At 66.8% G+C, this 24,208-nt stretch carries 21 protein-coding genes; 16 read left to right on the top strand and 5 right to left on the bottom strand.

The genetic code is table 11. From position 1 onward, the window contains the following. The first annotated feature begins 27 nt into the window (after nt 1-27). The 3 genes from N7590_RS04360 (at nt 28) to N7590_RS04350 (ending at nt 2,180) form a co-directional block, all read left to right on the top strand. The gene (locus tag N7590_RS04360; RefSeq protein ID WP_080375924.1) at nt 28-1,227 is read left to right on the top strand and encodes a serine hydrolase domain-containing protein; all 1,200 of its coding nucleotides are present in this window, start codon (nt 28-30) and stop codon (nt 1,225-1,227) included. 100 nt (nt 1,228-1,327) lie between these two features. Next, nucleotides 1,328-1,540 carry a hypothetical protein gene (locus N7590_RS04355; RefSeq protein WP_053508503.1) on the top strand — a complete coding sequence of 71 codons (213 nt, stop codon included), beginning with the start codon at nt 1,328-1,330 and terminating at the stop codon, nt 1,538-1,540. A gap of 85 nt (nt 1,541-1,625) precedes the next feature. Next, nucleotides 1,626-2,180 (top strand): hypothetical protein, encoded by a 555-nt coding sequence (locus N7590_RS04350; RefSeq protein WP_239544221.1) that lies wholly within the window; start codon nt 1,626-1,628, stop codon nt 2,178-2,180. On the opposite strand, the gene N7590_RS04345 is transcribed toward N7590_RS04350, so the two are convergent. Genes N7590_RS04345 through msuE form a run of 3 tightly spaced genes read right to left on the bottom strand, consistent with a single transcriptional unit; the run spans nt 2,137 to nt 4,826 of the window. After that, nucleotides 2,137-3,171, bottom strand: coding sequence for a methionine synthase (locus N7590_RS04345; RefSeq protein WP_164241251.1), 1,035 nt, complete (start codon nt 3,169-3,171; stop codon nt 2,137-2,139). The two genes, N7590_RS04350 and N7590_RS04345, sit on opposite strands and share 44 nt — an antisense overlap. Nucleotides 3,172-3,209: 38 nt before the next feature. Continuing rightward, the gene (locus tag N7590_RS04340) at nt 3,210-4,187 is read right to left on the bottom strand and encodes a DUF1852 domain-containing protein (protein ID WP_164241252.1); all 978 of its coding nucleotides are present in this window, start codon (nt 4,185-4,187) and stop codon (nt 3,210-3,212) included. A 57-nt stretch (nt 4,188-4,244) separates the two neighbouring features. Continuing rightward, entirely contained in the window at nt 4,245-4,826 is a 582-nt protein-coding gene (msuE, locus tag N7590_RS04335; protein WP_164241253.1) for an FMN reductase, read from the bottom strand. Nucleotides 4,827-5,001: 175 nt separating this feature from the next. Between msuE and N7590_RS04330 the strand changes: the two genes are divergently transcribed. The 3 genes from N7590_RS04330 (at nt 5,002) to N7590_RS04320 (ending at nt 8,374) form a co-directional block, all read left to right on the top strand. Continuing rightward, the gene (locus N7590_RS04330) at nt 5,002-5,916 is read left to right on the top strand and encodes a LysR family transcriptional regulator (protein ID WP_053449798.1); all 915 of its coding nucleotides are present in this window, start codon (nt 5,002-5,004) and stop codon (nt 5,914-5,916) included. Then, a complete protein-coding gene (locus N7590_RS04325) occupies nt 5,916-6,788 on the top strand; it encodes a methylenetetrahydrofolate reductase (protein WP_164241254.1) in 873 nt (290 codons plus the stop codon). Before N7590_RS04330 ends, N7590_RS04325 begins: the two co-directional genes overlap by 1 nt. Before the next feature lie 80 nt (nt 6,789-6,868). Then, complete coding sequence (locus N7590_RS04320) at nt 6,869-8,374, top strand: serine hydrolase (RefSeq protein ID WP_164241255.1); 1,506 nt, start codon at nt 6,869-6,871, stop codon at nt 8,372-8,374. A gap of 11 nt (nt 8,375-8,385) precedes the next feature. Here the strand turns inward: N7590_RS04320 and N7590_RS04315 are convergent, their stop codons facing one another. After that, nucleotides 8,386-8,664 (bottom strand): hypothetical protein, encoded by a 279-nt coding sequence (locus N7590_RS04315; RefSeq protein ID WP_164241256.1) that lies wholly within the window; start codon nt 8,662-8,664, stop codon nt 8,386-8,388. A gap of 202 nt (nt 8,665-8,866) precedes the next feature. Here N7590_RS04315 and N7590_RS04310 point away from each other — a divergent pair, with 202 nt between their 5' ends. Next, a complete protein-coding gene (locus N7590_RS04310; protein WP_164241282.1) occupies nt 8,867-9,394 on the top strand; it encodes a DUF6622 family protein in 528 nt (175 codons plus the stop codon). Between the two features lie 57 nt (nt 9,395-9,451). On the opposite strand, the gene N7590_RS04305 is transcribed toward N7590_RS04310, so the two are convergent. Beyond that, the gene (locus N7590_RS04305) at nt 9,452-10,648 is read right to left on the bottom strand and encodes an MFS transporter (protein ID WP_164241257.1); all 1,197 of its coding nucleotides are present in this window, start codon (nt 10,646-10,648) and stop codon (nt 9,452-9,454) included. Between the two features lie 89 nt (nt 10,649-10,737). On the opposite strand from N7590_RS04305, the gene N7590_RS04300 reads away from it, so the two are divergent. The 9 genes from N7590_RS04300 (at nt 10,738) to N7590_RS04260 (ending at nt 24,203) form a co-directional block, all read left to right on the top strand. Next, complete coding sequence (locus N7590_RS04300; RefSeq protein ID WP_164241258.1) at nt 10,738-11,418, top strand: metalloregulator ArsR/SmtB family transcription factor; 681 nt, start codon at nt 10,738-10,740, stop codon at nt 11,416-11,418. Between the two features lie 155 nt (nt 11,419-11,573). Next, nucleotides 11,574-12,098, top strand: a complete 525-nt coding sequence (locus tag N7590_RS04295; protein ID WP_053449790.1) for a sigma-70 family RNA polymerase sigma factor — start codon at nt 11,574-11,576, stop codon at nt 12,096-12,098. Between the two features lie 2 nt (nt 12,099-12,100). After that, nucleotides 12,101-13,141 (top strand): FecR domain-containing protein, encoded by a 1,041-nt coding sequence (locus tag N7590_RS04290; protein ID WP_164241259.1) that lies wholly within the window; start codon nt 12,101-12,103, stop codon nt 13,139-13,141. 112 nt (nt 13,142-13,253) lie between these two features. Beyond that, on the top strand, nt 13,254-16,322 hold the full coding sequence (locus N7590_RS04285) for a TonB-dependent receptor (RefSeq protein WP_279935189.1): 3,069 nt from the start codon (nt 13,254-13,256) through the stop codon (nt 16,320-16,322). Nucleotides 16,323-16,399: 77 nt separating this feature from the next. Continuing rightward, nucleotides 16,400-17,803, top strand: a complete 1,404-nt coding sequence (locus N7590_RS04280; RefSeq protein ID WP_239544223.1) for a hypothetical protein — start codon at nt 16,400-16,402, stop codon at nt 17,801-17,803. 151 nt (nt 17,804-17,954) lie between these two features. After that, nucleotides 17,955-18,674 carry a sigma-70 family RNA polymerase sigma factor gene (locus N7590_RS04275; RefSeq protein WP_345781927.1) on the top strand — a complete coding sequence of 240 codons (720 nt, stop codon included), beginning with the start codon at nt 17,955-17,957 and terminating at the stop codon, nt 18,672-18,674. After that, the gene (locus tag N7590_RS04270) at nt 18,671-19,708 is read left to right on the top strand and encodes a FecR domain-containing protein (RefSeq protein ID WP_164241261.1); all 1,038 of its coding nucleotides are present in this window, start codon (nt 18,671-18,673) and stop codon (nt 19,706-19,708) included. The genes N7590_RS04275 and N7590_RS04270 overlap by 4 nt, the downstream gene beginning before the upstream one ends. A 108-nt stretch (nt 19,709-19,816) precedes the next feature. Beyond that, the gene (locus N7590_RS04265; protein ID WP_279935188.1) at nt 19,817-22,273 is read left to right on the top strand and encodes a TonB-dependent siderophore receptor; all 2,457 of its coding nucleotides are present in this window, start codon (nt 19,817-19,819) and stop codon (nt 22,271-22,273) included. 46 nt (nt 22,274-22,319) lie between these two features. Further along, nucleotides 22,320-24,203 (top strand): PepSY-associated TM helix domain-containing protein, encoded by a 1,884-nt coding sequence (locus tag N7590_RS04260; RefSeq protein WP_164241263.1) that lies wholly within the window; start codon nt 22,320-22,322, stop codon nt 24,201-24,203. Nucleotides 24,204-24,208: the final 5 nt, after the last annotated feature.

Below are 24,208 nucleotides of genomic sequence, written 5' to 3'. Positions count from 1 at the left end.
GAATCGCGTTCACCGAATGAGGCCCTCATGACATCCGCATACCGTTTCTCCCGCATCCTCGGGCTGGCGCTGCTGATCCCGTTGACTGCCCTTGCAACCCCCGCTGACGATGCGCTTCGCACGATCGAGCGCAACGCGCGCACCGCGCACTCCGATGCGGTGCTGGTCAGGCACGATGGGAAAACCCTACTTGAGTTGACGCCGGCCGGTGGAGCGGATGCCGTCCATCTGATGTCAGCCACCAAGTCGGTGATGGCGCTGGCCATCGGCCTGCTGCTCGACGACGGCAAGCTGGCCTCGATCGACGAACCGGTCAGCCACCTCTACCCCGAGTGGAAGCAGGGCCAGAAGCGGGCCATCACCGTGCGCATGCTGCTGGACCATACCTCGGGCCTGCAGAACGTGGCCAATGCCGGCGAGGAGCTGGAAGGTGCGCCGGACCTGGTGAAGCTGGCCCTGGCTGCGGAACTGAGCCACGCGCCGGGCAGCACCTTCTCGTACAACAACAAGGCCACCAACCTTCTGCCGGGGATCGTGCAGCGGCTGGCCGGCCAGCCGCTGGATGCGTATCTGGACGCGCGCCTGTTCAAGCCGCTGGGCATCACCCACTACACGTGGATGAAGGACGAGGCCGGCACTCCGCTGGGCATGGCCGGCCTGTCATTGCGTGCGGACGATCTGGCGGCCATCGGGCAACTGCTGCTGGATGACGGTGTGGCGCCGGATGGAACGCGCCTGATGAGCGCGCGGTCGGTGGCGCTGCTGACCGCTGAGAGTGCACGCTCGCCCGATGTGGGACTTCTGTGGTGGCGGATTCCAGCATGGGAGCGCTATCAGCTGAAGCCACAACTGGCCGATCTGCTGTCCGCGCGCGGCGTCGAAGCCGGCGTGCAGGAGGCGATACAGACCACGGCCGGACGCAGCTTCGACAGCAGGACCACACTGATCGCAGCGCTGGCCGAACGGCTGGGCCCGGAGTGGGCACAACGCTACGGCACCGAGATCACCGGACGCGGCCTGAAGCTCGCCGACCTCTACGACATCGCACGCGGCCCGGTCGTGGGGTACGCCGCCAACGGCTATCTCGGCCAGTATCTGTTGATCATCCCCGAACAACGGGTGGTGGCGGTGCGCCTGATCCACCGGCGCGACACCCACGAGGGCCCGCGCGACGACTACAGCGGCTTCTTCGCGGACGTCCTGCAACTGGCGCAGACGCTGCGCTGAGCGGTGGCGCCCACGCGCCGCGAACGCTTTCTTCGGCGGTTCTTCACCGCCGCCGCGCATAGAGTGGCAATCACGTGACGTGTTTATCTGTGGAAGCGCGATGTTCGACTATCAGGATTGGACCTTCATTGCCAACGGCCGGACGCTGGTGGCGCGCGTGGAACTCGACGGCGAGGGTGGCGGCACCATCAATCGCTATCAGTTGAAGCCGGGGCCGGCGCAGTCTGGGCTGTGCATCAAGGTGGCATCGCAGACCGAAGCGGCGCAGCGGCTTGAAATCGAGGTATCCAAGCTGCTCGGCCCGGGTTGGTGAATACCGGGCGATAGCGAACAGGGCAGCCGACCGCAAGGCGATCCCAATCTCAGTCCGTGCGACCGTAGATCGTATGCTTTCGCCCATGCACGCTGCTCTCGACCACGCCGATGACCGGACCGCCGCGCGCCGCGCCGGTTGGATGCAGCGCGGCGGGCGCTGGGATCTGTGGTGGAACGGGCGTCCGCTGGCGAGCATCGTGCCGGATCCCGCGCCCGGCGTCCGGCTGTACCTGCATGCACGACTGCGGTCGCAGGCCAAGTGTGTTGCCGCCGGCAGCCTCGGCCACGCCAGGCGCTGTGCCGAACGCTGGTGGGCGGTGCGACTCTACCCGCAGGTGCCGCTGCGCGAAGCGGTGGCACGCCTGGTCGGCGCGCGCGCACCGCAGGTGGCCGACGCGTCGCCGGGGCCGCTCAGCCGCGAGCAGCGGCAACAGGCCCGGCGCCTGGCTACCGCCGGGACGGCAGAGATCGACCGCATCAGGCAGGCCCTGGCACTGCGTGCAGTCTCGCCACGCAGGCCTGATGTGCAGGTGCGAACGGGAACCTGGCCGGTTTCGGGCCAGGCTCCAGTGCCGCGGGGCCCTCGCAGCGAAGTCAGGCCGACAGCTCCTCACGCACGATCTTCGCCCCGGCGCTGAGCGCGCGCAGCTTGCCGCGGGCCACCTCGCGCGGCAGCGGCGCCATGCCGCAGTTGGTGCTCGGATACAGCTTGTCGGCATCCACGAACTGCAGCGCCTTGCGCAGGGTGTTGGCCACGTCCTCCGGCGTTTCAACCGTGTTGGAGGCCACGTCGATGGCGCCCACCATCACCTTCTTGCCGCGTACCAGTTCGATCAGGTCGATCGGCACGTGCGAGTTCTGGCATTCCAGCGAGATGATGTCGATGCTGGAGGTCTGCAGCTTCGGGAACGATTCCTCGTACTGGCGCCACTCCGAGCCCAGCGTCTGCTTCCAGTCGGTGTTGGCCTTGATGCCATAGCCGTAGCAGATATGCACGGCGGTTTCGCACTTCAGGCCTTCCACGGCCCGTTCCAGGGCGGCCACGCCCCAGTCGTTCACTTCGTCGAAGAACACGTTGAAGGCCGGCTCATCGAACTGGATGATGTCCACGCCCGCAGCTTCCAGCTCCCTGGCTTCCTCATTGAGGAGCTTCGCGAACTCCCACGCCAGCTTCTCGCGGCTCTTGTAGTGCGCGTCGTACAAGGTGTCGATCATGGTCATCGGGCCGGGCAGGGCCCACTTGATCGGCTGCGAGGTCTGCCGCCGGAGGAACTTCGCATCCTCCACGAACACCGGCTTCGGGCGGCTGACCGCGCCGACCACGGTGGGCACGCTGGCATCGTAGCGGTTGCGGATGCGCACGGTCTCGCGCTTCTCGAAATCGACGCCGCTGAGGTGCTCGATGAACGTGGTCACGAAGTGCTGCCGGGTCTGCTCACCGTCGCTGACGATATCGATACCGGCATGCTGCTGTTCCTGCAGGGACAGGCGCAGCGCGTCCTGCTTGCCTTCGGTCAAGGCGTCGTCCTGCAGCTTCCAGGGCGACCAGAGCTTTTCGGGCTCCGCCAGCCAGGATGGCTTGGGCAGGCTGCCGGCGGTGGAGGTGGGGAGCAGTTTCTTCGTCGACATTGCGTGTTGTTTCCTGGGGGCGAATGGAAATCGATGGATCAGCGGGCAGCCCACTTCTCAAGCACGGCGCGGTACGGCTTGATGAAGTGCTCTTCGGTGAACCGGCCCTGCTTGACCGCCAGCTGGCTGCGCTCTTCGCGGTCGTAGACGATGCGGGTGGAGGAATAGTCCTGGTGCTTCAGGCTGGGCTGGTAGACCTTGCCGGCCACCGAATTGGCGTTGTAGATCTCCGGGCGGTAGATCTTCTGGAACGCTTCCATGGTGCTGATGGTGCCGATCAGCTCCAGGTTCGAGTAGTCGCCCAGCAGGTCGCCGCGGAAGTAGAACGCCAGCGGCGCGACGCTGCCCGGCGGCATGAAGTAGCGCACCTGCAGGCCCATCTTGTCGAAGTACTGGTCGGTGGGAGAGGACTCGCCCTGCCGGTACTCCACGCCCAGGATCGGGTGATGGTTCTCGGTGCGGTGATAGGTCTTGCTGCTGGACACGCTGATGCAGATCACCGGCGCCTTGCTGAAGTTGGCACGGTAGGCGTCCGACGCCAGGAAGTGCCTGAACAGCTTGCCGTGCAGGTCGCCGAAGCCGTCCGGAATGCCGAAGGTGGCCTTGCCCTCGTTGCTGGCCGGCAGCACCACGCTGAAGTCGTAATCGCGCACGTAGGACGAGAAGTTGTTGCCGACGATGCCTTCGGTGCGCGTGCCGGTCTGCGTGTCAACGATGGTCGGCCGCAGCACTTCGATCAGCGGGAACGGATTACTGCCATCGCCGCCGTCGATGTGCATCTCCACCGAGATGATGTCCAGCTCGACCGCGTAACGGTCGGCATTGGGGTTGTCCCAATGGGCCAGGTCGTTGAAGCGGTTGTTGATCATGCTGATCGTGTTGCGCAAGTTTTCCTGCCGCGAGGCACCACGGGCCAGGTTGGCGAAATTGGTGGTGATGCGCGTGCCATCAGCGGGCTGGTAGTCCTCGTTGAAGGGGATGCGCGTGATGCTGAAGGTAAAGTCGTCGGTCGTCATGGGGGGCGTTCCGGGTTGCGGGGTCACATCCGAATGCCGCTCTGCGGCATTCGGCATTCAAAGGGCTGCTGCAATCTCGGCGGTGGCCGGCGCGACGCGATGGGACAGGGCAAGCAGGGGCAGCGCCCGCTGTACCGCCAGCCGTGCCCGCTGCATCAGCGCCTCGTTGTGCACGCGGCCATCGGCGAAATCGCGGTCGGTGGCATAGACGCCCAGCGGCAGGGTGCGGGCCTGGAAGAAGCTGAAGAGCGGCCGCAGCTGGTGGTCGATCACCAGCGCGTGGCGTTCGCTGCCGCCAGTGGCGGCCAGCAGGATGGGGGTATCGACCAGCGCGTCCTGGTGGATGAAGTCGAAAAAGTGCTTGAACAGCCCGGTGTAGGAGCCGCGGTAGACCGGCGTGGCCACCACCAGCACGTCGGCCTGCTCGACCGCGGCCAGCTGCCGCTCCACCGCCTCGGGCAGCTGCGAGCGCCACAGCGCACCGGCGAGCTGCGGCGCCAGCTCGCCCAGCTCGATCAGGTGCGGTTCGCAGGCAATGTCTTCGCCGATCAGGTCCAGCAGGTGCTCGGCCAGGGTTGCAGCCCGCGAGGGGCGCTGCAGTCCGCCGGAAACGGCGACGATACGGAGGGGGCGGGTCATCGGATTGCTTTCAGCTGGGGAGGGGCTGCTTCGGGTGGTCTGCGCGGACGCAGTCCTGCAGGCCGGCGGGGTGGCCGGGCGTACAGGCAACCGAAGGCATGAGCCGATGCTAGCCATGCCCTTCCATGACGTAAAATGGTATTACTTCACCAATCCATGAGCGGGATTCATCATCATGCTGGAGCGGATCCACCTCAGCATCGTGCAGCAGGTCGAGCAGCAGGGCTCGTTGACCGCCGCTGCCGGCGTCCTCAACCTGACCCAGTCGGCGCTCAGCCACAGCATGAAGAAGCTGGAGCAGCAGCTCGGTACCGATGTCTGGTTGCGCGAAGGCCGCAGCCTGCGCCTGACCCAGGCCGGGCAGTACCTGCTGGCGGTGGCCAATCGCGTGCTGCCGCAGCTGGACCTGGCCGAGGAGCGATTGGGCCAGTTCGCACAGGGCGAGCGCGGCGCGCTGCGCATCGGCATGGAATGCCACCCCTGCTACCAGTGGCTGCTGAAGATCGTCTCGCCCTACCTGGCCGCGTGGCCGGACGTGGACGTGGACGTCAAGCAGAAGTTCCAGTTCGGCGGCATCGGCGCGCTGTTCGGCTACGAGATCGACCTGCTGGTCACCCCCGATCCGCTGCTCAAGCCCGGCCTGAAGTTCGTGCCCGTGTTCGACTACGAGCAGGTTCTGGTGGTGGCCAGCAGCCATGCCCTGGCCAGGGTCGACCACGTAAAGCCGCGCCAGCTCGGCCAGGAGGTGCTGATCAGCTACCCGGTGCCGTTCGAGCGGCTGGACATCTACAACCAGTTCCTGCTGCCGGCCGGCATCACGCCGCGTCGCCACAAGACCATTGAAACCACCGACATCATGATGCAGATGGTGGCCAGCGGGCGCGGGGTCGCCGCCATGCCGCGCTGGCTGGTGGAAGAGTACGCCGCGCGCATGGACGTGGTGCCGGTGCGCCTGGGTGCGAAGGGCATACCCAAGCAGATCTACCTGGGGGCACGCGAGGCGGACACCACCATCGACTACCTGCAGGCCTTCGTCGAACTGGCCCGCAACAGCACGCCCATCGCCAGCAACGTGCGCGGGGGCGGGTGATGTCCGCACGTGCGCCTGCCCAGGCAGCGGCTTTCATCAACAGGTATTCGCTGGAGGTCGGCGCGAAGGCCCTGCCTGCGTTGCGCGCCGAAGCAGATCGCATCCCGCCGGGCACGACCATTTCCATTCCGTACCTGGCAAGCGAAGACGACAACGCGCGGCTGGCAGCGGCACGCATCGTGCGCCAGCTGGGTTTCGAGCCGATGCCACATCTGTCGGCGCGCCGCATCGAGTCGCGGGCTGCGCTTGAGCGTTTCATGCAGCGTGCCGCGAGCGAGGCCGGGGTGGAACGATGCCTGTTGATCGCCGGCGATCTGGCGGCGCCGGCCGGGCCGTTCGCCGACAGTGCCGCGATCATCGACACCGGCATTCTCGAAGGCTCCGGCATCAAGGTGGTCGCCATCGGCGGGCACCCGGAAGGCCACCCGGTGATGGGCAGTGGCGAGCGCTGGCAGGTGCTTGAACGCAAGTGCCAGGCCATCGAGGCGCGGCGCATGGCGCCGTTGATCATCACCCAGTTCGCCTTTGATGCCGACATCGTCCTGGCCTGGCTGGATGATCTGCGCTCCCGCGGCATCCGCGTTCCGGTGCTGGTGGGCGTGCCAGGGCCGGCCAGCATCACGCGGCTGGCGCGCTACGCCGCGATGTGTGGCGTGGGAGCCAGTGCCTCGATGCTGGCGCGGTACGGCATCTCGATCGGCCGGTTGCTGGGAACGGCCGGGCCGGAGGTGTTTGTCGACCGCCTCGTGCGGGGGCTGACCGACGCCCATGGCGCGGTCAGTCCGCACTTCTTCCCGTTTGGCGGCATCGCAGCATCGCTGGCGTGGATCGAGCGCTACCGACGGCACGCACCGGCGTCCAGCCCCTCATAGGCCATCAGTCATGGCGGCCGGGCCGCGTTCGCAGCAGCCCGGCACCGCTACACTGCGGCATCGACTCGTGAGGTAGGTAGATGCCCAACGCCATCCTGCAGTTCTCCATGGAGTGGAAGCGGTCAGTGCTGAGGGTGGTTTCCGCAGCGGCGGGTTCGCTGGTGTTGCTGGCCGGCATCGCCGGGCAGGCGAGGGCGGCCGCTGGCCCGGCCGAGATCGCGCAGCTGGTGGGCAGCTATGCAGCGAATCGTGATTTCAACGGCGTCGTGCTTGTCGCCCAGCACGGGCGCATCCTGTATCGGGGCGCCCATGGACTGGCCAACCGCGAATGGCAGGTGCCGAACGTCGAGAATGGTGTCTTCCGCATCGGCTCGTTGAGCAAGCCGATCACCGCCATCCTGGTGATGCAGCTGGTGCAGGAAGGCACATTGCGGCTGGACGGCACACTGGGCGAGTACCTGCCCGCGCTCTATGCCGGCACGCCCGCAGCTGCGGTCACGGTGGCACAGCTGTTGAATCACACGTCCGGCATTGCCGACCTGCCGCGCAGTTACGAAGACCCGTGGTGGCAGACGCAGGCCCGGCTCTCCCTGGCGCCCGATGACTTCGCCAAAGCGTGGATTCCTGGCACGCTGCAGAGCGCGCCGGGGGCCGAGTGGCGCTACAACAACAATGGCTACTTCCTGCTCGGCCTGATCATCGAGAAGGCAACGGGTGCCAGCTACGAAGCCAACCTGCAGCGCCGGATCCTGGACAAGGCCGGCATGACCAACAGCGGGCTGTACCGCGCCAGCGCACTCATTCCGCGCCTGGCGACCGGCTACCAGACCCGGCCGGACTTCAGCCTGGCGCGCCCGATGCCCATCGATCCGAGCGTCTCGTTCTCGGCCGCCGGCCTGTACTCCACCGTTGACGATCTGCTGCGGCTGGACCAGGCCCTGCAGGATGATTCGCTGCTGAGCGCGCCTTCGCGGCAGGCCATGTGGACCAACCATCGCTCGGGCTATGGCTACGGCTGGGAAGTGGAGAACTGGCCCTTGCCTGCAGGTGGCAGCTACCCGGTGGAATCGCATACAGGCAGCGTTCCGGGCTACCAGACCTACTGGCTCCGCGCCGGGCAGGACCAGTCGGTGGTGATCGTGCTGGACAACTATTGGCAGGGCGAAACCGCAGCGAGCCTCGGCAAGCAACTGATGGGCGTGCTGCACGGCATGCCGGTTACCCTGGCCCGGAAGAATCTGGGCACCCTGCTGGTGCCGGCCGCACTGTCATCGGGTGTGCCGGGCATGACCCGCGCCTATGAGGCACTGGGGCCTGCGGCCAGCCAGTACGACACCTCCGAGCAGGCGCTGAACTCACTGGGCTATCGGCTGTTGAGGATGAAGCGCGTGCCGGAATCAGTGGCCGTGTTCCAGTGGAATGCGCGCGCGCACCCGCAATCGGCGAATGTGCATGACAGCCTGGGCGAAGCCTACCGGGCCAATGGCCAGCGCAAGCAGGCGATCAACAGCTACCGCACGGCGGCGGCGCTGGCGCCCAATGATGCGCGCCTGCGCGCCGTATTGAAGGAGCTGGAACAGGAGTAGGGCCTGGCCCTTCAGCCCGGCAGGTCGCACTTCATCCGGCCGTCCACATAGTAGGGCTTCGGCACGTTGGGGTTTTCGCTGGTCTTCTCGAACACCACTTCGAACGAGGCGGCATCGGGCGAGCCCTTGCGGTCGGTACACGCATCCTGCAGCTTCTTCTTCACCGCCGTGATGCCGGCTTCGCGGTTGGCACCGTCGGCGCTGTTGGTCAGGTTCACGCTCTCGGCCGCGGCCAGCGGGCTCAAGGCGAGCAGGCCGCCGGTCAGCAGCAGGGTGTGCAGCTTGGTCATGAATCGTGCCTCGTGGGCTTCCAATGAAGCCTCAGCATAGGGGCGGGCCGTTAACGGCATGTGGCCACAGGGGGCTGAGTTGGTGCGCGTCGCAGCGTAATCCGCGATGGCTGACAGCTGTCACTGGCCGCAACCCGGCTGGAAGCGAATAGTGAGCGCCAAGACGGAGACGCTCCGCCACCACTCAGCAGAGGGACGACCCATGAACATGCTCCAGCACCTTGCCTCGCAGACGCCGACCTGGGTCTGGCTGCTTCTGGCCTTCCTGGTCACGCGCGGCATTGCCGCCATGAAGCCGGGCGAAACCTCCCTGCAGAAGCTGGCCGTCGTGCCCGTGCTGTTCACCGTCTGGGGCGCCTGGTCGATCAGTCACCGCTACGGGATGTCCCTGAGTGCCTGGGGAGAGTGGCTGGCCGGCATCGGCTCGGGCGCGGCGCTGGGGTGGCTGCTGCTGGGCCACGTGAAACTGACGTTCGACAGCGCCACCGGGAAGCTCTGGCGCAATGCGGACTACAGCGTGTTGCCGCTGCTGCTGGTCACGTTCCTGGTGAAGTACGGCTTCGAAGTCGCCTTTGCGGTGTCGCCGGCATTGACCACCCATGCCGGCGCCAGCGCGGCGTACCTGCTGCTGTCGGGTGGGTTCACCGGCCTGTTCATCGGCAAGTACTGCCGCTACCTGGCTTCGTTGCGGCTGGACGCGGCGGGCAAGGGGCTGGGGATCGCGGGCTGAGTTCCGCTCGAGCGTGACGCGTCACAGTAATGACCCTCGAGCAGCGCAACACCTCGTCTACACACCCGATGCCAGGGCGGCGCGCCGCCCTTTACGCCCAAGCCAGGCCAGTGCCGCTGCCGCGGCAAGCAGCCACGGAACCAGCACCAGGTTCATGCGCTGCCAGCCAAGCGCATCCAACAGGCCTCCCGCACCAAACGAACAGCCCAGACCCACAACGAAGATGGTCATATCGTTGATCGCCTGTGCCCGGGCGCGCTCGGCCTGCGTGTAGGTCGTGGTGAGCAGTGCCGTGCCTCCCACGTACATGAAGTTCCAGCCCACGCCGAGCATGACCAGCGCCGTCGCAAAGGACCCGAATCCAGTGCCGGTGGTCGTCATCAGTACATGCCCGACGAAGATCACCGCACCGGCCAGCATGATGCGGACAGCGCCAAAACGAGCGATCAGCGATCCGGCAAAGAACGAGGGCAGGAACATGCCCAGCACATGGAGCTGGATCACCGTCGCGGCACTTCCAAGGGCGTGATGGTGGTGGACCATGGCAATCGGCGTCGCCGTCATCGCCAGGATCATGATTCCATAGCCGGTCGCAGCGCCGAACAGCGCCACCAGGTACGCGGGCTGGAACACGATCTGCTGCCATGGGCGCCCAGCGGGCTCACCCGGCTCGGTTTTCGAGGTGGCCGGCATTCGCAATCCCGCCAGCACCCCGGTCGCCACCAGCGAGACCACGGCGAGGATGATGAAGGAGCCTTGATATTCCGCCTGCAACAACGGGCCGCCCAGGCGGGCCAGCGATGGCCCGACCAGCGCCGCAATGATGCCGCCGGCCATCACCAGCGAAATCGCCCGGGGGCGGAACGCTTCGTCTGCCACCTCGCTGGCGGCGAAACGATAGAACTGCGCGAAGGCCTGGTATGCCCCCACCAGCAGCGTGCCGGCAGCCAGCAAGGCCATCGAATGGCGGGCGATTCCCAGTGCGGCAATGCCGCCGCCGGCCAAGCCCAGCAGCGAGCCGCAGATGAATCCGACCCGCCGCCCGGCCCTGGCCATCCACATGGCGGCGGGGAAGGTGGTCAATGCCGTTCCCAGGAACATGGTCGCGATGGGGAGGGTGGCCCATTGCGGGGCAGGGGCGAGGTGAGCACCCGCCAGCCCGCCGACGGTCATGACGATCACCGAGACAATCTGGAACAGCGCCTGGGCGCTGGCCAGCAGGAACACCTGCCGATGCATGGGGTTGCCGGGCATGGGGACGCTTCTTGGATAGGATGGGTGCCGTGACGCGGGTTCAGCCAGTGACTGGACTAACATTCAATCAATATGCATAATGTTTGAGTATGGACAAGGCAAAGTCAATCCCCCAGCCCAGGCAGGCGATCTATCACGCCCTGGCTGACGTCGCCCAGGCGATCGGGCATGTTCACCGGCTGGAGCTGCTGGAGGCGATTTCGCAGGGGCCGCGCAGCGTCGAGGCGCTGGCGGAGGCGACCGGGTTGAGCGTGGCCAATACCTCGCGGCACCTGCAGTTGCTGCGGCGGGCCCGGCTGGTGGAGCCCGATCGCCAGGGCAAGCGCATCTACTACAGCCTGTCCGGGGAGGCCGAGGTCGTTGCGCTGCTGCGGGCGCTGGGCTGCTTCGGCGAGCGCAATGTTGCCGAAGTGCAGGGTGTCATGCGGGACTTCTTCGAACAGCGCGATGCCCTTGAACCCGTATCGCGCGAAGCGCTGCTGGAGCGCCTGGCGACGGATGGAGTGACCCTTCTGGATGTTCGGCCTTCGTCGGAGTACGCCCTGGGCCATCTTCCCGGTGCCTTGAACGTTCCCGCCTCGGAACTGGAAGCGGCATTGATCAACCTGCCCAGGGACAGGGAGATCGTGGCCTACTGCCGAGGCCCGTATTGCGTGAGGTCCTTCGAGGTCGTGGAAAAACTGAGGGCGCTGGGCTTCACCGTGCGGCGCCTGGAGGATGGCTTTCCCGAATGGAAAGCGGCCGGTTTCGAAGTGATTACCGGGCCGTAGGATGCCAGCCGCGGCGTACAGGGGCCAGCCTGGATGCCGCCGATACGTAGCGGGGTGGGAGAAGAAACATCTCCATGGCCAACGTGAAGCCGTCATGAAGGCGTCACACCGCGCCCGTACCTTGCGGCGCACTTCAGGGGGCAGGGGCGACGCAGGTGGCCGAACAGGCAAGACGGCGCCTGGCGCGCATGTTCGAAGAGCACGCGCCACTATTGCGAGGCTTCTTCGTGCGACGCGGTGCGCGGCAGGACGCCGAAGACCTGGTGCAGGAAACCTATCTGCGCCTGCTGCGTGCGCATGAAGGCAAGGGCGAGCCGATCGCCAACCCCGAAGCGTACCTGTTCACCGTCGCGCAGAATCTGGCGCGCGAGCAGGCCGCGCGCCGGCGCTGGTCGACCCTGTCCATCGAAGAGATCGAAGGCCCGGGCCAAAACCTGGCCAGCGGGGAATGCGTGGAAGACGCCGCCGAACGGGAGCAGCGCCGCCAACGGCTGCAGACGTTGCTGGAGACCCTGCCCGAACACACCCGGGCGGTGCTGGTCATGCAGTACCGCGATGGATTGAGCTACAAGCAGATCGCCGAACGCATGGGCGTGTCAGCGCATATGGTGAAGAAGCACGTGGTACGCGGGCTTTCGGTGTGCCGCCGGGCGCTGGCCGAACCGGCAGGGAGGTCGTGAGCGTGGCCACTGAACATCCATCGGCGCTGACCCTGGCCGCCGCGCAGTGGCACGCGCTGCAGCGCGAAGGCGACCTCAGCCCTTCGCAGCGGCACGCCTTTATGCAGTGGCTGCTGGTCTCCCCCGAACACCTGCGCGAGTACATGGCCATCAGCGAGGTGGCCGGTGCGTTGGGCGATGCGCTGCGCGGCATGCCGGATGACGTCGACGCACTGTTGAAGGCTCCCGCGCCGACGCGCAATGATCACAACGTCGTGCGGTTGTCGCCACGCCCGGCCGCCGCATCAAACCAGCGCCGGGCCCGGCCCGCACCCGGCTTGCCGCGCATCGCGGCCGCAGCGGCGCTGATGCTGGCTGTAGGCGTAGGCGCCACCATCGCCTGGCCGCGCACCGGGCACTATGTGGCCGCACATGGCATGCCGCGGCAGGTCACGCTGCCCGACAGCACCGTAGTGCGCCTGGACGCTGAAAGCGAGATATCGGTACGCATGACCCTGCTGGGGCGGCGCGTCGAGCTCGAACGTGGCCAGGCCAGTTTCGTCGTGGCCAAGGACCGGCGCCCGTTCGCGGTACATGCCGCTGGCCTGCAGGTGACGGACATCGGCACCACGTTCGATGTTTCGCTGCTGCGCGAGCAGGCCCGCATCGGAGTCAGCGAGGGGCGCGTGCACGTGCGCGGCGATGGTGGCCGCGGCCGTATGCTGGCCGACCTCGGCGCCGGGCAGGCGGCACAGGTCGACTACCGTGACCAGCGCGTGCGCATCCGTGAGGAAGATGCCGCCAGCATGACGGCATGGTGGACCGGGCGGGTGCTGTTCCGCGACGAGGCGCTGCGCGACGTGGCCGACCGCTTCAACCGGCGCAACACGCTGCGCCTGCACGTGAGCGATGACGCCGGTGCGCTGCGCCTGACCGGCAACCTGCGCGCAGATGACGTGGCGTCGCTGCGCGCGTTCCTCGACCAGCAACCAACACTGGTTACGCAGGTGGCGCCGGACGGAATCCATGTGCGGTTGCGCGCTGGAGCGCCGCAGGCGCTGTAAGAAAAAATTCATCGAACAAGTGGTGCCCGATCGGCGCGCTGCGCCCTCGTAGATGGGGAATGCAGGAACACACCTGTTCCGCGACCACCGCCATTCCCTACTGGACCCTACGATGCGCCGCACCCTGTTCCTTTCCATTGCCCTTGCACTGCAGATCACCGCCACGGCCGGCGCCAACGCCGCAGAACCGGCACGCGTCGCCAGCGAAGCGATCGCCCCGCAGCCGCTGGATGGGGCGCTCAACGCGCTGTCGCGCCAGACTGGCCTGCAGTTCGTCTACAACGCGCAGAATGCGGGCAATCCGCGCACGCCGGGCGTACCGGCCGGCCTGAGCGCGGACGCAGCGCTCACCCGCCTGCTGGCCGGCACCGGCCTGCGCTACCGCTATCTCAATGCCACCACGGTCACCATCGAAGCACAGGACGCCAGCGCACCGGCCGCCACCTCCGCGCTGGCAGCACCCGAGGCGGTGGTGGGCGCAGTTGCGGCATCGGCACCGGCCGGCGCTGCGAGTTCCGGTGCGCAGGCCGCCAACCTTGAAACCATCCAGGTCACCGGCAGCTACAGCCGCAGCCTGGAGAAGGCCGTGGACATCAAGCGCGCCACGGTGGGCTTTTCAGATTCGATCGTCGCGACCGACGTGGCCGATTTTCCCGAACAGAACCTCGCTGAAGCCCTGCAGCGAATGCCGGGCGTGACCATCGAGCGCAACAAGGGGCTGGGCACCAAGGTCAATGTGCGTGGCCTGCCTTCGGAGTACACCCACGTTTCGATCAACGATCTGGCGACCGCCTCGGGCAGTGGCGGCCGCGACGTGGAATTCGACATGTTCGCCTCGGAGATCATCCAGCAGGTGACCGTGCAGAAGTCGCCCACCGCCGCCGACGAAGAGGGCGGCATTGCCGGCTCGGTGAAGATCTCCACGGCACGCCCGTTCGACTACAACGAACGCAAGCTGGTGTTCTCCGCCGAGGGCGCGCACAACAGCATCTCGGAGGAGGTGGACCCGCGTTTTGCCTTCCTCGCCGCCGATACCTGGGGTGACTGGGGCGCGCTGGTCTCCTACTCGCAGTCCAAGCGCACCAACCGCACCGACTCCACCTCGGGCATCAACTTCCGGCCGTCCTCGCGCTTCCTCACTGCCTCGGGCACCCGCGGCACCCAGGCGCAGGCCGTGCTGCTGCGCGATGCGGGCGTCAACATCACCAATCGCAACGATGCCGAGCAGACCAACCGGGTCGTGTTCCAGGACAAGGTGGGCGACCGCGTCTACCTCAACGAGCAGGACAAGTGGGGCGCCACCGGGTCATTGCAGTACAAGCCCAGCAACAACTTCAGCCTGACCTTCGACGCGATGGTCGGCGGCTATGACAGCACCGAGGACGAGTACGATGCGGCCGCCTATTCGGCCTCCAGCCGCAGTACGTTCGACACCATCCATGCCTACGATGCCACTACGCTGTCCGAGTACGGCATGGTGGTGCTGCGCGATGTGTCCTACACCGCCACCCAGCACGAGATGCTGAGCAAGGAGCGGATCAACAAGACCGACTACAGCCAGTACAGCATGGCGATGGACTGGAAGGGCGACCGTTGGTACGTGGATGCGCTGGTGGGCTACTCCGGCGCGGAAAAGACCTCGGATTTCTCCAACCTCAAGCACGTGGCCTATGCGCCGTCGCGCACCCGCTGGACCGGCAGCAGCGGTGAGACCATCCCGACCGCCGCCGCCGGCAGCTTCGACATGTACAACGACCCGAGCCGGTACCTGTTCGAGGCCTACGAGACCACGCTGGAGAAGGTGAAGGATGACAAGTACGCCGCCCAGGTCAATGTCACGCGCCTGCTGGACATGGCCTTCCTGCCCGCGCTGCACACGGTCCGGTTCGGTGCGCGCTACACCGACCGCTCCAAGGAGCGCCAGTACGGCGAGCTGAAGATCACCGGGCCGAGCGCAGGCAGCAGCGCCTGGGTCAACACCCGCACGATGGCCGACAGCCCGCTGCAGTACATCGACGACATCGTTCCCGGCGGCAGCTACTCCAACAAGGGGCTGGCGTGGCAGCAGATCTCCAACGACTACGCACGCAGCGCGTTCCGCTACGCGGGCTTCCAGACCCCGTTCGATCCTGGCCAGTTCTACCAGGTGGACGAGAAGGTGATGAGCTTCTACGCGATGGCCGACTTCGCCTTCGATATCGGCAGCGTGCCGTTCACCGTCAATGCGGGTGCGCGCTACGTGGATACCAAGGTCGATTCGTTCGGCTATCACCCGATCCAGCTGCCCAACGGCAGCACCGGCTACACCGACACCCCGGTGTCGAAGGACGGCAGCTACGACGATCTGCTGCCCAGCTTCAACATGACCGCCGAGCTGTCGCACGGCCTGCTGCTGCGCGCGGCGGCGTCCAAGGTGATGATGCGCCCGGCGCTGACCGACATCGCCTACAAGCGCACCGCCAGCTGGGGCTCCTACCGTTTCACCGATGGCAATCCTGAGCTGAAGCCGACTTATGCCAAGCAGTGGGAAGTTGGCCTGGAGAAGTACCTGGACAACGGCGCGCTGTTCGCCGCCAGCTACTTCCGCAAGAACATCGATGGCGTGGTGATCAACTCCCTGACCGGCGTGGTGCAGGATGTGGCGGTATACAACGCCAACGGCAGCCTCAATGGCATCTACGATTTCGACGTCTACCAGCCGGTGAATGCCAAGGGCTCCTACCAGGTCGATGGCGTTGAACTGGTGGCACAGCTGCCGTTGAACATGTTCACGCCGTGGCTGGACGGGTTTGGCATCAATGCCAACTACACCATGCTGGACAGCTCGCTGGCCGGCGAATCCAGCCTGGGCATCCGCACCCCGATGCCGGGGCTGTCGGAGAAGACCTGGAACCTCACCGCCTACTACGAGAATTCGCGCTTCGACGCCCGCGTGTCCTACAACCACAAGGGCGCCTACGTCGAATCGATCGGCTACAACCTGTACCCGATCTGGCGCGATGCCTACGGCCAGATGGATGTGTCGATCGGCTACCGCATCACCGACAACATCAAGATCAGCCTGAAGGGCATCAACCTCACCAACGAGCGGACCAGCGGTTACACCATGGACCCGTCCTTCCCGACCATGGATGAGACCTCGGGCCGTCGCATCAGCCTGGGCCTGCGCGCGGACTTCTAAGCAGGCATCCACGCACCGGCAGCGTGCGGACCCGCGAGGGTCCGTGCGTCGTCCGCGCGCTTTTCAGAGGTGAATCCATGAAGAATCTTGTAATGCTGGCGCTGTTCGCAGCGGCGGCCCCGGCATTCTCGGCCCCGGCGGCGGCAACGCCGGCAGACGACGCTGGCCGCCAATGGCTGGCCGGCGACCACCATGTGCACAGCGAATGGAGCGTGGACTGGGACCGCCGCACCACGCCGCCCACGCCCGTGCGTGGTGGCGACTCGCCGTACAGCCGCAGCCACAACGCGGCGCAGGCCAGGGCCTTCGGCCTGCGCTGGATGGTCCACACCGACCACGGTGGCCCCGGCCACTCCGCGGTCACCCGCGACCATGCCTATCCGGCGCTGCTGCAGGCGCGCACCGATGTGCCCGAAGTGATCCAGTTCAACGGCATGGAATTCGATGTGCCGGCCGGCGAGCACGCCTCGCTGATCATCGCGCCCGGCCCGCAGGAACGCGAGCAGCTGGTCATCGCCGAGCGGGACTTCAACCGCAGCGAGCCACTGCACGGCAGCCGCGATAGCGAACAGCAGATGCAGGCAGCGCTGGCCTACCTGCGCGGGCTGGTCCCTGCGCCGCTGATGTTCATCAACCATCCTTCGCGTACCGCGACCGGCATCGGTGAGTGGGGCGAGGTAACGCCGGGCGAGCTGCGCGGCTGGCATGCGGCCGCACCCCATGTGTTGGTGGGCATGGAGGGCGCCCCCGGGCACCAGGCCATCCGCAGCGAACGCGGGCTGTACCGTAACGCGGCCGCGCCGACACTGGGCGGCTACGACCAGATGACCGCGCAGGTCGGCGGAATCTGGGACCAGATGCTGGCTGATGGCATCCGCTTCTGGATTACCGCCAACTCCGACTCGCATGTAAACCTGCGCGATGGCGGACGCGATTACGACCCGGGTGAGTACAGCAAGACGTACGCATGGGCGCGGCCGGAGGCCGAAGACATCCTGGATGCCCTGCGCAACGGCCGCATGTTCACCGTCACCGGCGACCTGATCGACGCCTTGGAGCTGCGGGTAGCCTCGGGCGACTCCAGCGCCGGAATGGGCGGCATACTGGTGCTGGCGCCAGCGCAGACGATGCAGCTGGAGGTGCGGGCACGGCAGCCGGCGCGCGCCAACGCCAACGGGCAGCACACGGCGCTGAAGCGCATCGAGCTGATCGTGGGCAGCAGGGATGAGGACGGTGCACTGCAGATGCAGCGACGGGGATTCGACGCGGCAACGTGGCGGCGTGAAGGCGACTGGATCGTGGCGCGCGGGTCAGTGCCGGTGCCGCCGCGCGGTGGCTTCGTGCGGGTGCGGGGCAACAGCACCGGTGCGGTGGATGCACTGGCGGACACGCCCGGCGAGGATCCGTGGGACGACCTGTGGTTCTATTCCAACCCCGTCTTCGTGAGGGTTGCCGAGGGTGCCGGGCCGCCGCGCGAGTGATGTAGCACCGGCGCGCCTTTCGTGAGGGGGGACGGGCAGGGCGGGGGAGTTCCAATTGCAAATGACTCTCACTACACTTGCAGGATTCCTCCCCTCTGTCGCCTAGTGCGGCCAATCCGCCGGCTATCCAAGTGAACGTCCCGCCCTACCTGTGCAGACTGCAGGCATCTGTCCTGAGGGCGCCGTGTCCGCGCTAGGCCGGGGCACGGGCGGGGCCGCGAACCACAGCGCATCAGCAGAGACCGGCCTGGCCGAGAGCGGCTCATCCACGGGCGGGAACCTGCTTTCCAAAGCCTATGCCCGTTGGCGGGCGCCCATCCTGCGTGGCCTTGCGCGTGTCAGAGGAAGGGACGCTGAGGACGCCCTGCACGACGGCGCAGTCAAATGGATTGCGGCAAACCCTTCGCTGGCGTCCAGCGACCAGCAGGGCGCCTACCTTCGCCGGACGGTAATGAACACCGTGGCCGACGAATACCGCGAGCGCAGCGCAGGCCGCCGCGTGCAGACCGTGCCCCTGGCAGATGCGGAGGATGCCGGCCATCCGATGGCCAGCGATGAATCACAGTGCCCGCTGCAACTCACCGCACAGCGCCAGCGCCTGCAGCGCCTGGCAGACGCGATGGCCGAACTGCCCGAGCGCCAACGCGAAGCCTTCGTGCTCTGCCGCTTCGATGGCCTGACCCAGGAAGAGGTGGCCGCCCGCATGCAGATCTCCCGCCGCATGGTGGTCAAGCACCTGTCGCGCGCGGTTGCCTACTGCCAAGTGCGGGTACGCTATGCGTCGCTGGAACAGATGCAGGAACTGCATCGGTCCAGCGCGGCAGGCGAGGGGTTGGCGCCTGCCACTGACGCCGATCTTCCCTGCCGATGACCGATCTCCCTTCTGCCGCAGGTTCTGACCCGTTTGCCCTGCACGAGGCGGCGGCTACGTGGCTGCTGCGACGGCAGGGTGTGGACTGGCACCCGGATGACGAGGCGGCCCTGCAGCACTGGCTCGCCGAAAGCGAAGCGCACCAGCAGGCCTTCACCGAAGTGGCCCAGACCTGGCACGACCTCGGCCAGCTGCCACGCCCCGCATTGGCCTCGGACACTCAGGCCGCGCCTGCGCCAGCGGCGCCTGCCGCCCTGCGACGGGACGGCATGACCCGCCGCGCGCGGTCACGACGCCTTCCTCGCGTGGCGACCGCTGCGGCGGTGGCGCTCCTGGCCCTGGGTTGGGTCGGCTACGGGTGGTACACCACGCCCAGCTACGTGCAGGACCTGAGCACCGGCGCTGGCGAGATCCGTGATCTGCAACTGCCGGACGGCTCACGGATTTCGCTCAACGCCCGCAGCACGCTGGCCGTGCACTTCTATCGCGACCGTCGCGAAGTGTTGCTCAGCCGGGGCGAGGCGTTCTTCGAGGTCGCCCCGGCGGCCGAGCGGCCCTTCACCGTCGATGCCCAGCGCAGCCGAGTGACCGTGGTCGGCACCGCCTTCAATGTGCGCAACGGGCCGGGCGAAGTGCTGGTCAAGGTGCTGCATGGGCACGTGCGGGTACAGCCGGATCGCACCGAAGGCACCACGCCGGTCAGCCTGTACGCCGAACAGGGCCTGGCCGTGACGACTGCCACAGCCACGTATCGTCCCATTTCTGCCAGTGCAGACAGCATCGGCGGTTGGCGCAACGGGCGCCTGGTGTTCCGGCGCACCCCGCTGGACGAAGTGGCGCAGGAAGTCGCGCAGTATCTGGGCCAACCGGTCACGCTGGGCCAGCCGGGGCTGAAATTCCTGCCCGTTTCTGGCTACGCCGCCACCGACGCCCCGGCCAGCTTCGTCGAGGCGCTGCCGGATCTGTTGCCTGTGCGGGTGACCCGCACGGCGCAGGGCGGCTATCGCATCGACGAGCGGCCTGTGGCGCGCTGACGCCGCAAGAAGAATTTTTTTCAGCACGGGTTCCCACCCCATCGCTGTTTTCCGTTTACCCCAGTGAGGCCAGTGGTGGCCAAGCATGATGGAGCGGTAATGGGGTACATGAAGATCAAGCGCGCACTTGTCGCCCGCGCGTTCTCTACCGGGGTACAGGCCACGCGGCTGCCGCTGCTGGCCGTGTGCATTTCCAGCGCACTGGCTGCGCCGGCCATCGCGCAGGCGCAGCCGGCACAGCGCATGCCGTTCAATATTCCAGCCCAACCGCTGGATGCGGCACTGCGCCGATTCTCCGAGCAGTCACGGCAGCAGGTGTTGTTCAGTGAATCGGCAGTGGCCGGCCGTCGCGCGCCGGCCGTGACAGGCAGCTACACGCCGCAGGAAGCACTGGCGCGCCTGCTGGAGGGCAGTGGGGTGCGTGTCAACGCCACCCGCCCCGGCGTGTTCACGCTGGCGCAGGACGCAGCATCACCTGCGCGCAGCAAGGATGCCCAGACCACCCTGCAGACGGTGAATGTGACCGCCAATGGCCCAGGCGATGGCTCCTACACGACACGTGAGCTGAGCCTGGGCAAGCTGGGGCAGAGCATCCGCCAGACCCCGCAATCGGTCAGCGTGATCACCCGCCAGCAGCTGGATGACCGCAACCTCACCACGCTGGACGAGGCACTGGCGCAGACCACGGGCGTGACCAAGACCGCCCGCAACTTCGGCAACCACAAGTTCTCGATCCGCAGCTTCACCGTGGACGACAGCAACTATCTGGTCGATGGCGTGGCCGGCATTGTCTATGCCCCGGTGGGCTGGCTGCCGATCGACACCGCCGTGCTGGAGCGGGTTGAAGTGCTGCGCGGTGCCGGCGGCATGATGCTCGGCGCGGCCGACCCCAGCGGGGCGATCAACATGGTGCGCAAGCGCCCGCGCGACCAGGCCCACCTGGATCTGGCGGCCACCCTGGGCTCGTGGGACAACTATCGCCTCGAGGCCGACGGTGGCGGCCCGCTCAATGCCGCTGGCACGGTACGTGGCCGAGTCGTCGCCGCCTACCAGGACCGCGACTACTTCCAGCGCGGCACCTCATCGAAGACGCCGGTGGCCTACGGCGTGATCGATGCCGACCTGGGCCAGGACACCACGCTCACCTTCGGCCTGCGTCACCAGGCCAGTGACACCGACGGCTACTGGCTGTTCGGCCTGCCGCGCTATACCGATGGCGGGGCTCTGGACATCAAGCGTTCCACCTCGCTCATCCAGGACTGGAACCGCCAGGAAGGCTCCGTTGACGAAGCCTTCGCCGAAGCGGAGCACCGCTTCAACGAGCGCTGGAAGGCGCGCCTGTCGGTGAACCGCACCGAATCGGACCTGGACCAGCGCGTTGCGGTTCCGGTGGGCGGGGTGGACCGGGCCACCGGCATCGGCTCGCGCTTCTATGACATCTACTTCAACCGATCGCGCGTGCGCAGCGATGGCATCGACCTGCACACCACCGGCAGTTTCGACGCCTTCGGCCGCACCCACCAGCTGCTGCTGGGGGCGATGTGGTCGCGCCAGCGTACCCGCCAGAGCTCGGCGGACCTGGCCATCGACGTGCCGATCGATGTCTATGCACCGGACCACAGCGGCATCGCAGAGCCTCTCCAGCCCGCATGGGACTGGTCAGAAAACGCCCGCGCCCAGCAGAGCGGCGTGTACAGCAACCTGCGCCTGCAGCTGGCAGAACCGCTGCACCTCACGCTGGGTGGCCGGCTGAGCTGGGTGAAGTACCAGTCCAACGATGGCTTCACCGGCGCCAAGAGCCGCGACTACGAACAGAAGCACGAATTCACCCCGTACGCCGGCCTCGTCTACGACCTGGGCCCGCAGTGGTCGGTCTACGCCAGCTACGCCGATACCTTCCAGCCGCAGAGTTCCTACGTCACCTCATCCGGTGCGGTGCTCGATCCCGCCATCGGCGCCAACTACGAGCTGGGCGTGAAGGGCGAACTGAACGATGGGCGCCTGAACGTCTCCGCTGCGGTGTTTTCCATCCGCAAGACCGGCAACGCCGTGGTGGACGCCTCCGACCCGGGCAGTTGCCCCGGCTCGCTGGCCTCGTCCGACTGCTACCGCAATGGCGGAAAGCTGAGCAGCAAGGGCTTTGAACTCGAAACCAGCGGCGAACTGGCGCCCGGCTGGCAGATGATGGCGGGCTATACCCACGTCACCAGCCGCGACGATGAAGGCGCCACCATCAGCGCCGAAACGCCGCGCCATCTGCTGCGCCTGTCAACGTCCTACCAGCTGCCCGGCCGGTGGAATGCGTTCTCCGTGGGCGGTGGCGTCTCTGCACAGAGCAGCTATTCCTATCCGGCCTACGACGACCCGGACTGGCGCATGGGTGCGGCGGGACGCGCGGTGTGGGACCTGCGTGCCGGCTACCGGATCAATCCGCGCTGGAGCGTGGGCGTCAACGTGGCCAACCTGTTCGACACGCGCTATTACGCGATGATCAGCCAGATCCGCCGCGGCAACTTCTTTGGCGAACCCCGCAACGTGATGCTGACGCTGCGCGGCGCGCTGTGATCCTCCGCAACCGGCGGGACGAGGGCATGCCCGCCACGGGGATGGCATGAAGGCGGGCTTCCGGCAGAGCATGTCGTGGCTGCACACCTGGTGCGGCCTCACCTGCGGCTGGCTGTTGTGCGCGATCTTCCTCACCGGCACGCTCAGCGTGTTCCGCGAGCCGATCACGCGATGGATGGAGGCCGGCCCGGTGCCGGCCTCCTCGCCGACGGTGGACACGGGAACGCAGGCGGTGCGTGCGCAGCAATGGCTGGCTGCAAACGCCGCCGATGCACGGGCATGGCAGATCCGTTGGCCTGCCCAGCACGGCTGGCCGCTGCAGCTCTCATGGGAGGATGACGGCGGCAGCGCGCACGAACGCTGGGTAGAGGCCGGCACCGGCATGCCGCAACCTCCACCTCGCCTTCGGGAAACCGAAGGCGGCCGCCACTTCATGTCGTTCCATTACACCCTGCACGGCGGCATGGCCGGTTACTGGCTGGTCGGCTGGATCACCGCCTGCATGCTGCTGGCGCTGGTGTCCGGCGTGGTGGTGCACAAGCGCATCTTCAAGGACTTCTTCACCTTCCGCCCGGGCAAGGGGCAACGCAGCTGGCTGGACGCGCACAACCTGAGTGCCGTGCTGACCCTGCCGTTCCTGTTCATGATCGGCTACACCGGGCTGACCTTCTTCTACAGCAGCTATCTGCCGTGGCCCGTACAGGCAGCCTATGGCGATGCCGATGACGCCTATGCGCGCTATGAAGCCGAACTGGCGCCTGCGCGACCTGTCCCGGCCGGCATCCTGGTTGCGGGCGCGCAGCTGCCGAACCTGCCGGACCTGCTTGCGCGGGCACAGGCCATCAGCGGTCAGCCGCCGGCACTGGTGATGATCCAGGCGCCCGGCACCGTGCACAGCGTGGTGGAAGTGGAGGGCCGCAAGACAGCGGGGAACACCGGCAAGCACCTGTTGAGCGAGGCCAGCCGGGTGACTTTCGATGCGGCCAGTGGCAGGCTCCTGCAACAGCATGCAGCGCATCCGCCGCAACTGGGTGCCGTGCAGGTACACGAAACCATCGAAGCCCTGCACAAGGCCGATTTCGGTGGCTGGCCGATGAAGTGGCTGTACTTCATCAGCGGCCTGCTGGGCACGGCGATGATCGCCATCGGCACGCTGCTGTTCTCCATCAAGCGGCGCAAGCGCAGCGAGCATGAGTTCGGCGCCGCCACGGCAGGCATCTACCGTTGCGTGGAGGCGTTCAACGTGGCATCGCTGGCCGGGGTGGCACTGGCAAGCATCGTCTACCTGCACGGCAATCGGTTGCTGCCACTGGAAATGAGCGATCGCAGCGCGTGGGAGATACGCATTTTCCTTCTAACCTGCGCGGCCTCGGTGCTGCACGCACTGTGCCGCCCACCGCGCGCAGCCTGGATCGAGCAGTTGTGGCTGGCCGCCGCGCTGTGCCTGGCACTGCCGCTGGTGAATCTGGCAACCACCGGGCAGGGACTGCTGATGTACCTGCAGCGGGGCGCATGGCAGCAGGCCGGCGTGGAGCTGGTCGCACTGGCCTTCGGGTTGATGCTGGCAAGAATGGCCCTGATGCTGCAGCGCCGCTGGCCACAGACGCACGAGGCCGCGCGCAGTGCCAAGCCCGCACCCGGGCAGGGCGCGGCCCATCGCTGGCAGGTCGCGAGCCGGGTGCTGGCTGCTTCGGTGGGGGCCTACGTGTTCACCGCGATCACCGCCACGGCACTGGCGCTGTTGCTGCCCTCGCTGGTGAATGTACGCACGTCCGTTTCGGTCCTGACCAGTTCGCTGCTGGGGTTCGTGCTGTTGATCGCGGTCGCCGTGGGCATCTTCAGTACCCGTAGTGTAGGGAAGGCGTGGCTGGTCGTGGCGGCAGGGAGCGCCCTGATGGGAGGGTTGGTGGCGATGCTGCGGCCGGGGTGAGGGTA

It is taken from the genome of Stenotrophomonas sp. GD04024, from assembly GCF_029837545.1.
GTDB classification, from domain to species: Bacteria; Pseudomonadota; Gammaproteobacteria; order Xanthomonadales; family Xanthomonadaceae; genus Stenotrophomonas; species Stenotrophomonas forensis.
The sequence above is the reverse complement of the archived record's forward strand: the minus strand, read 5'-3'. Positions and strand labels throughout refer to the sequence as shown.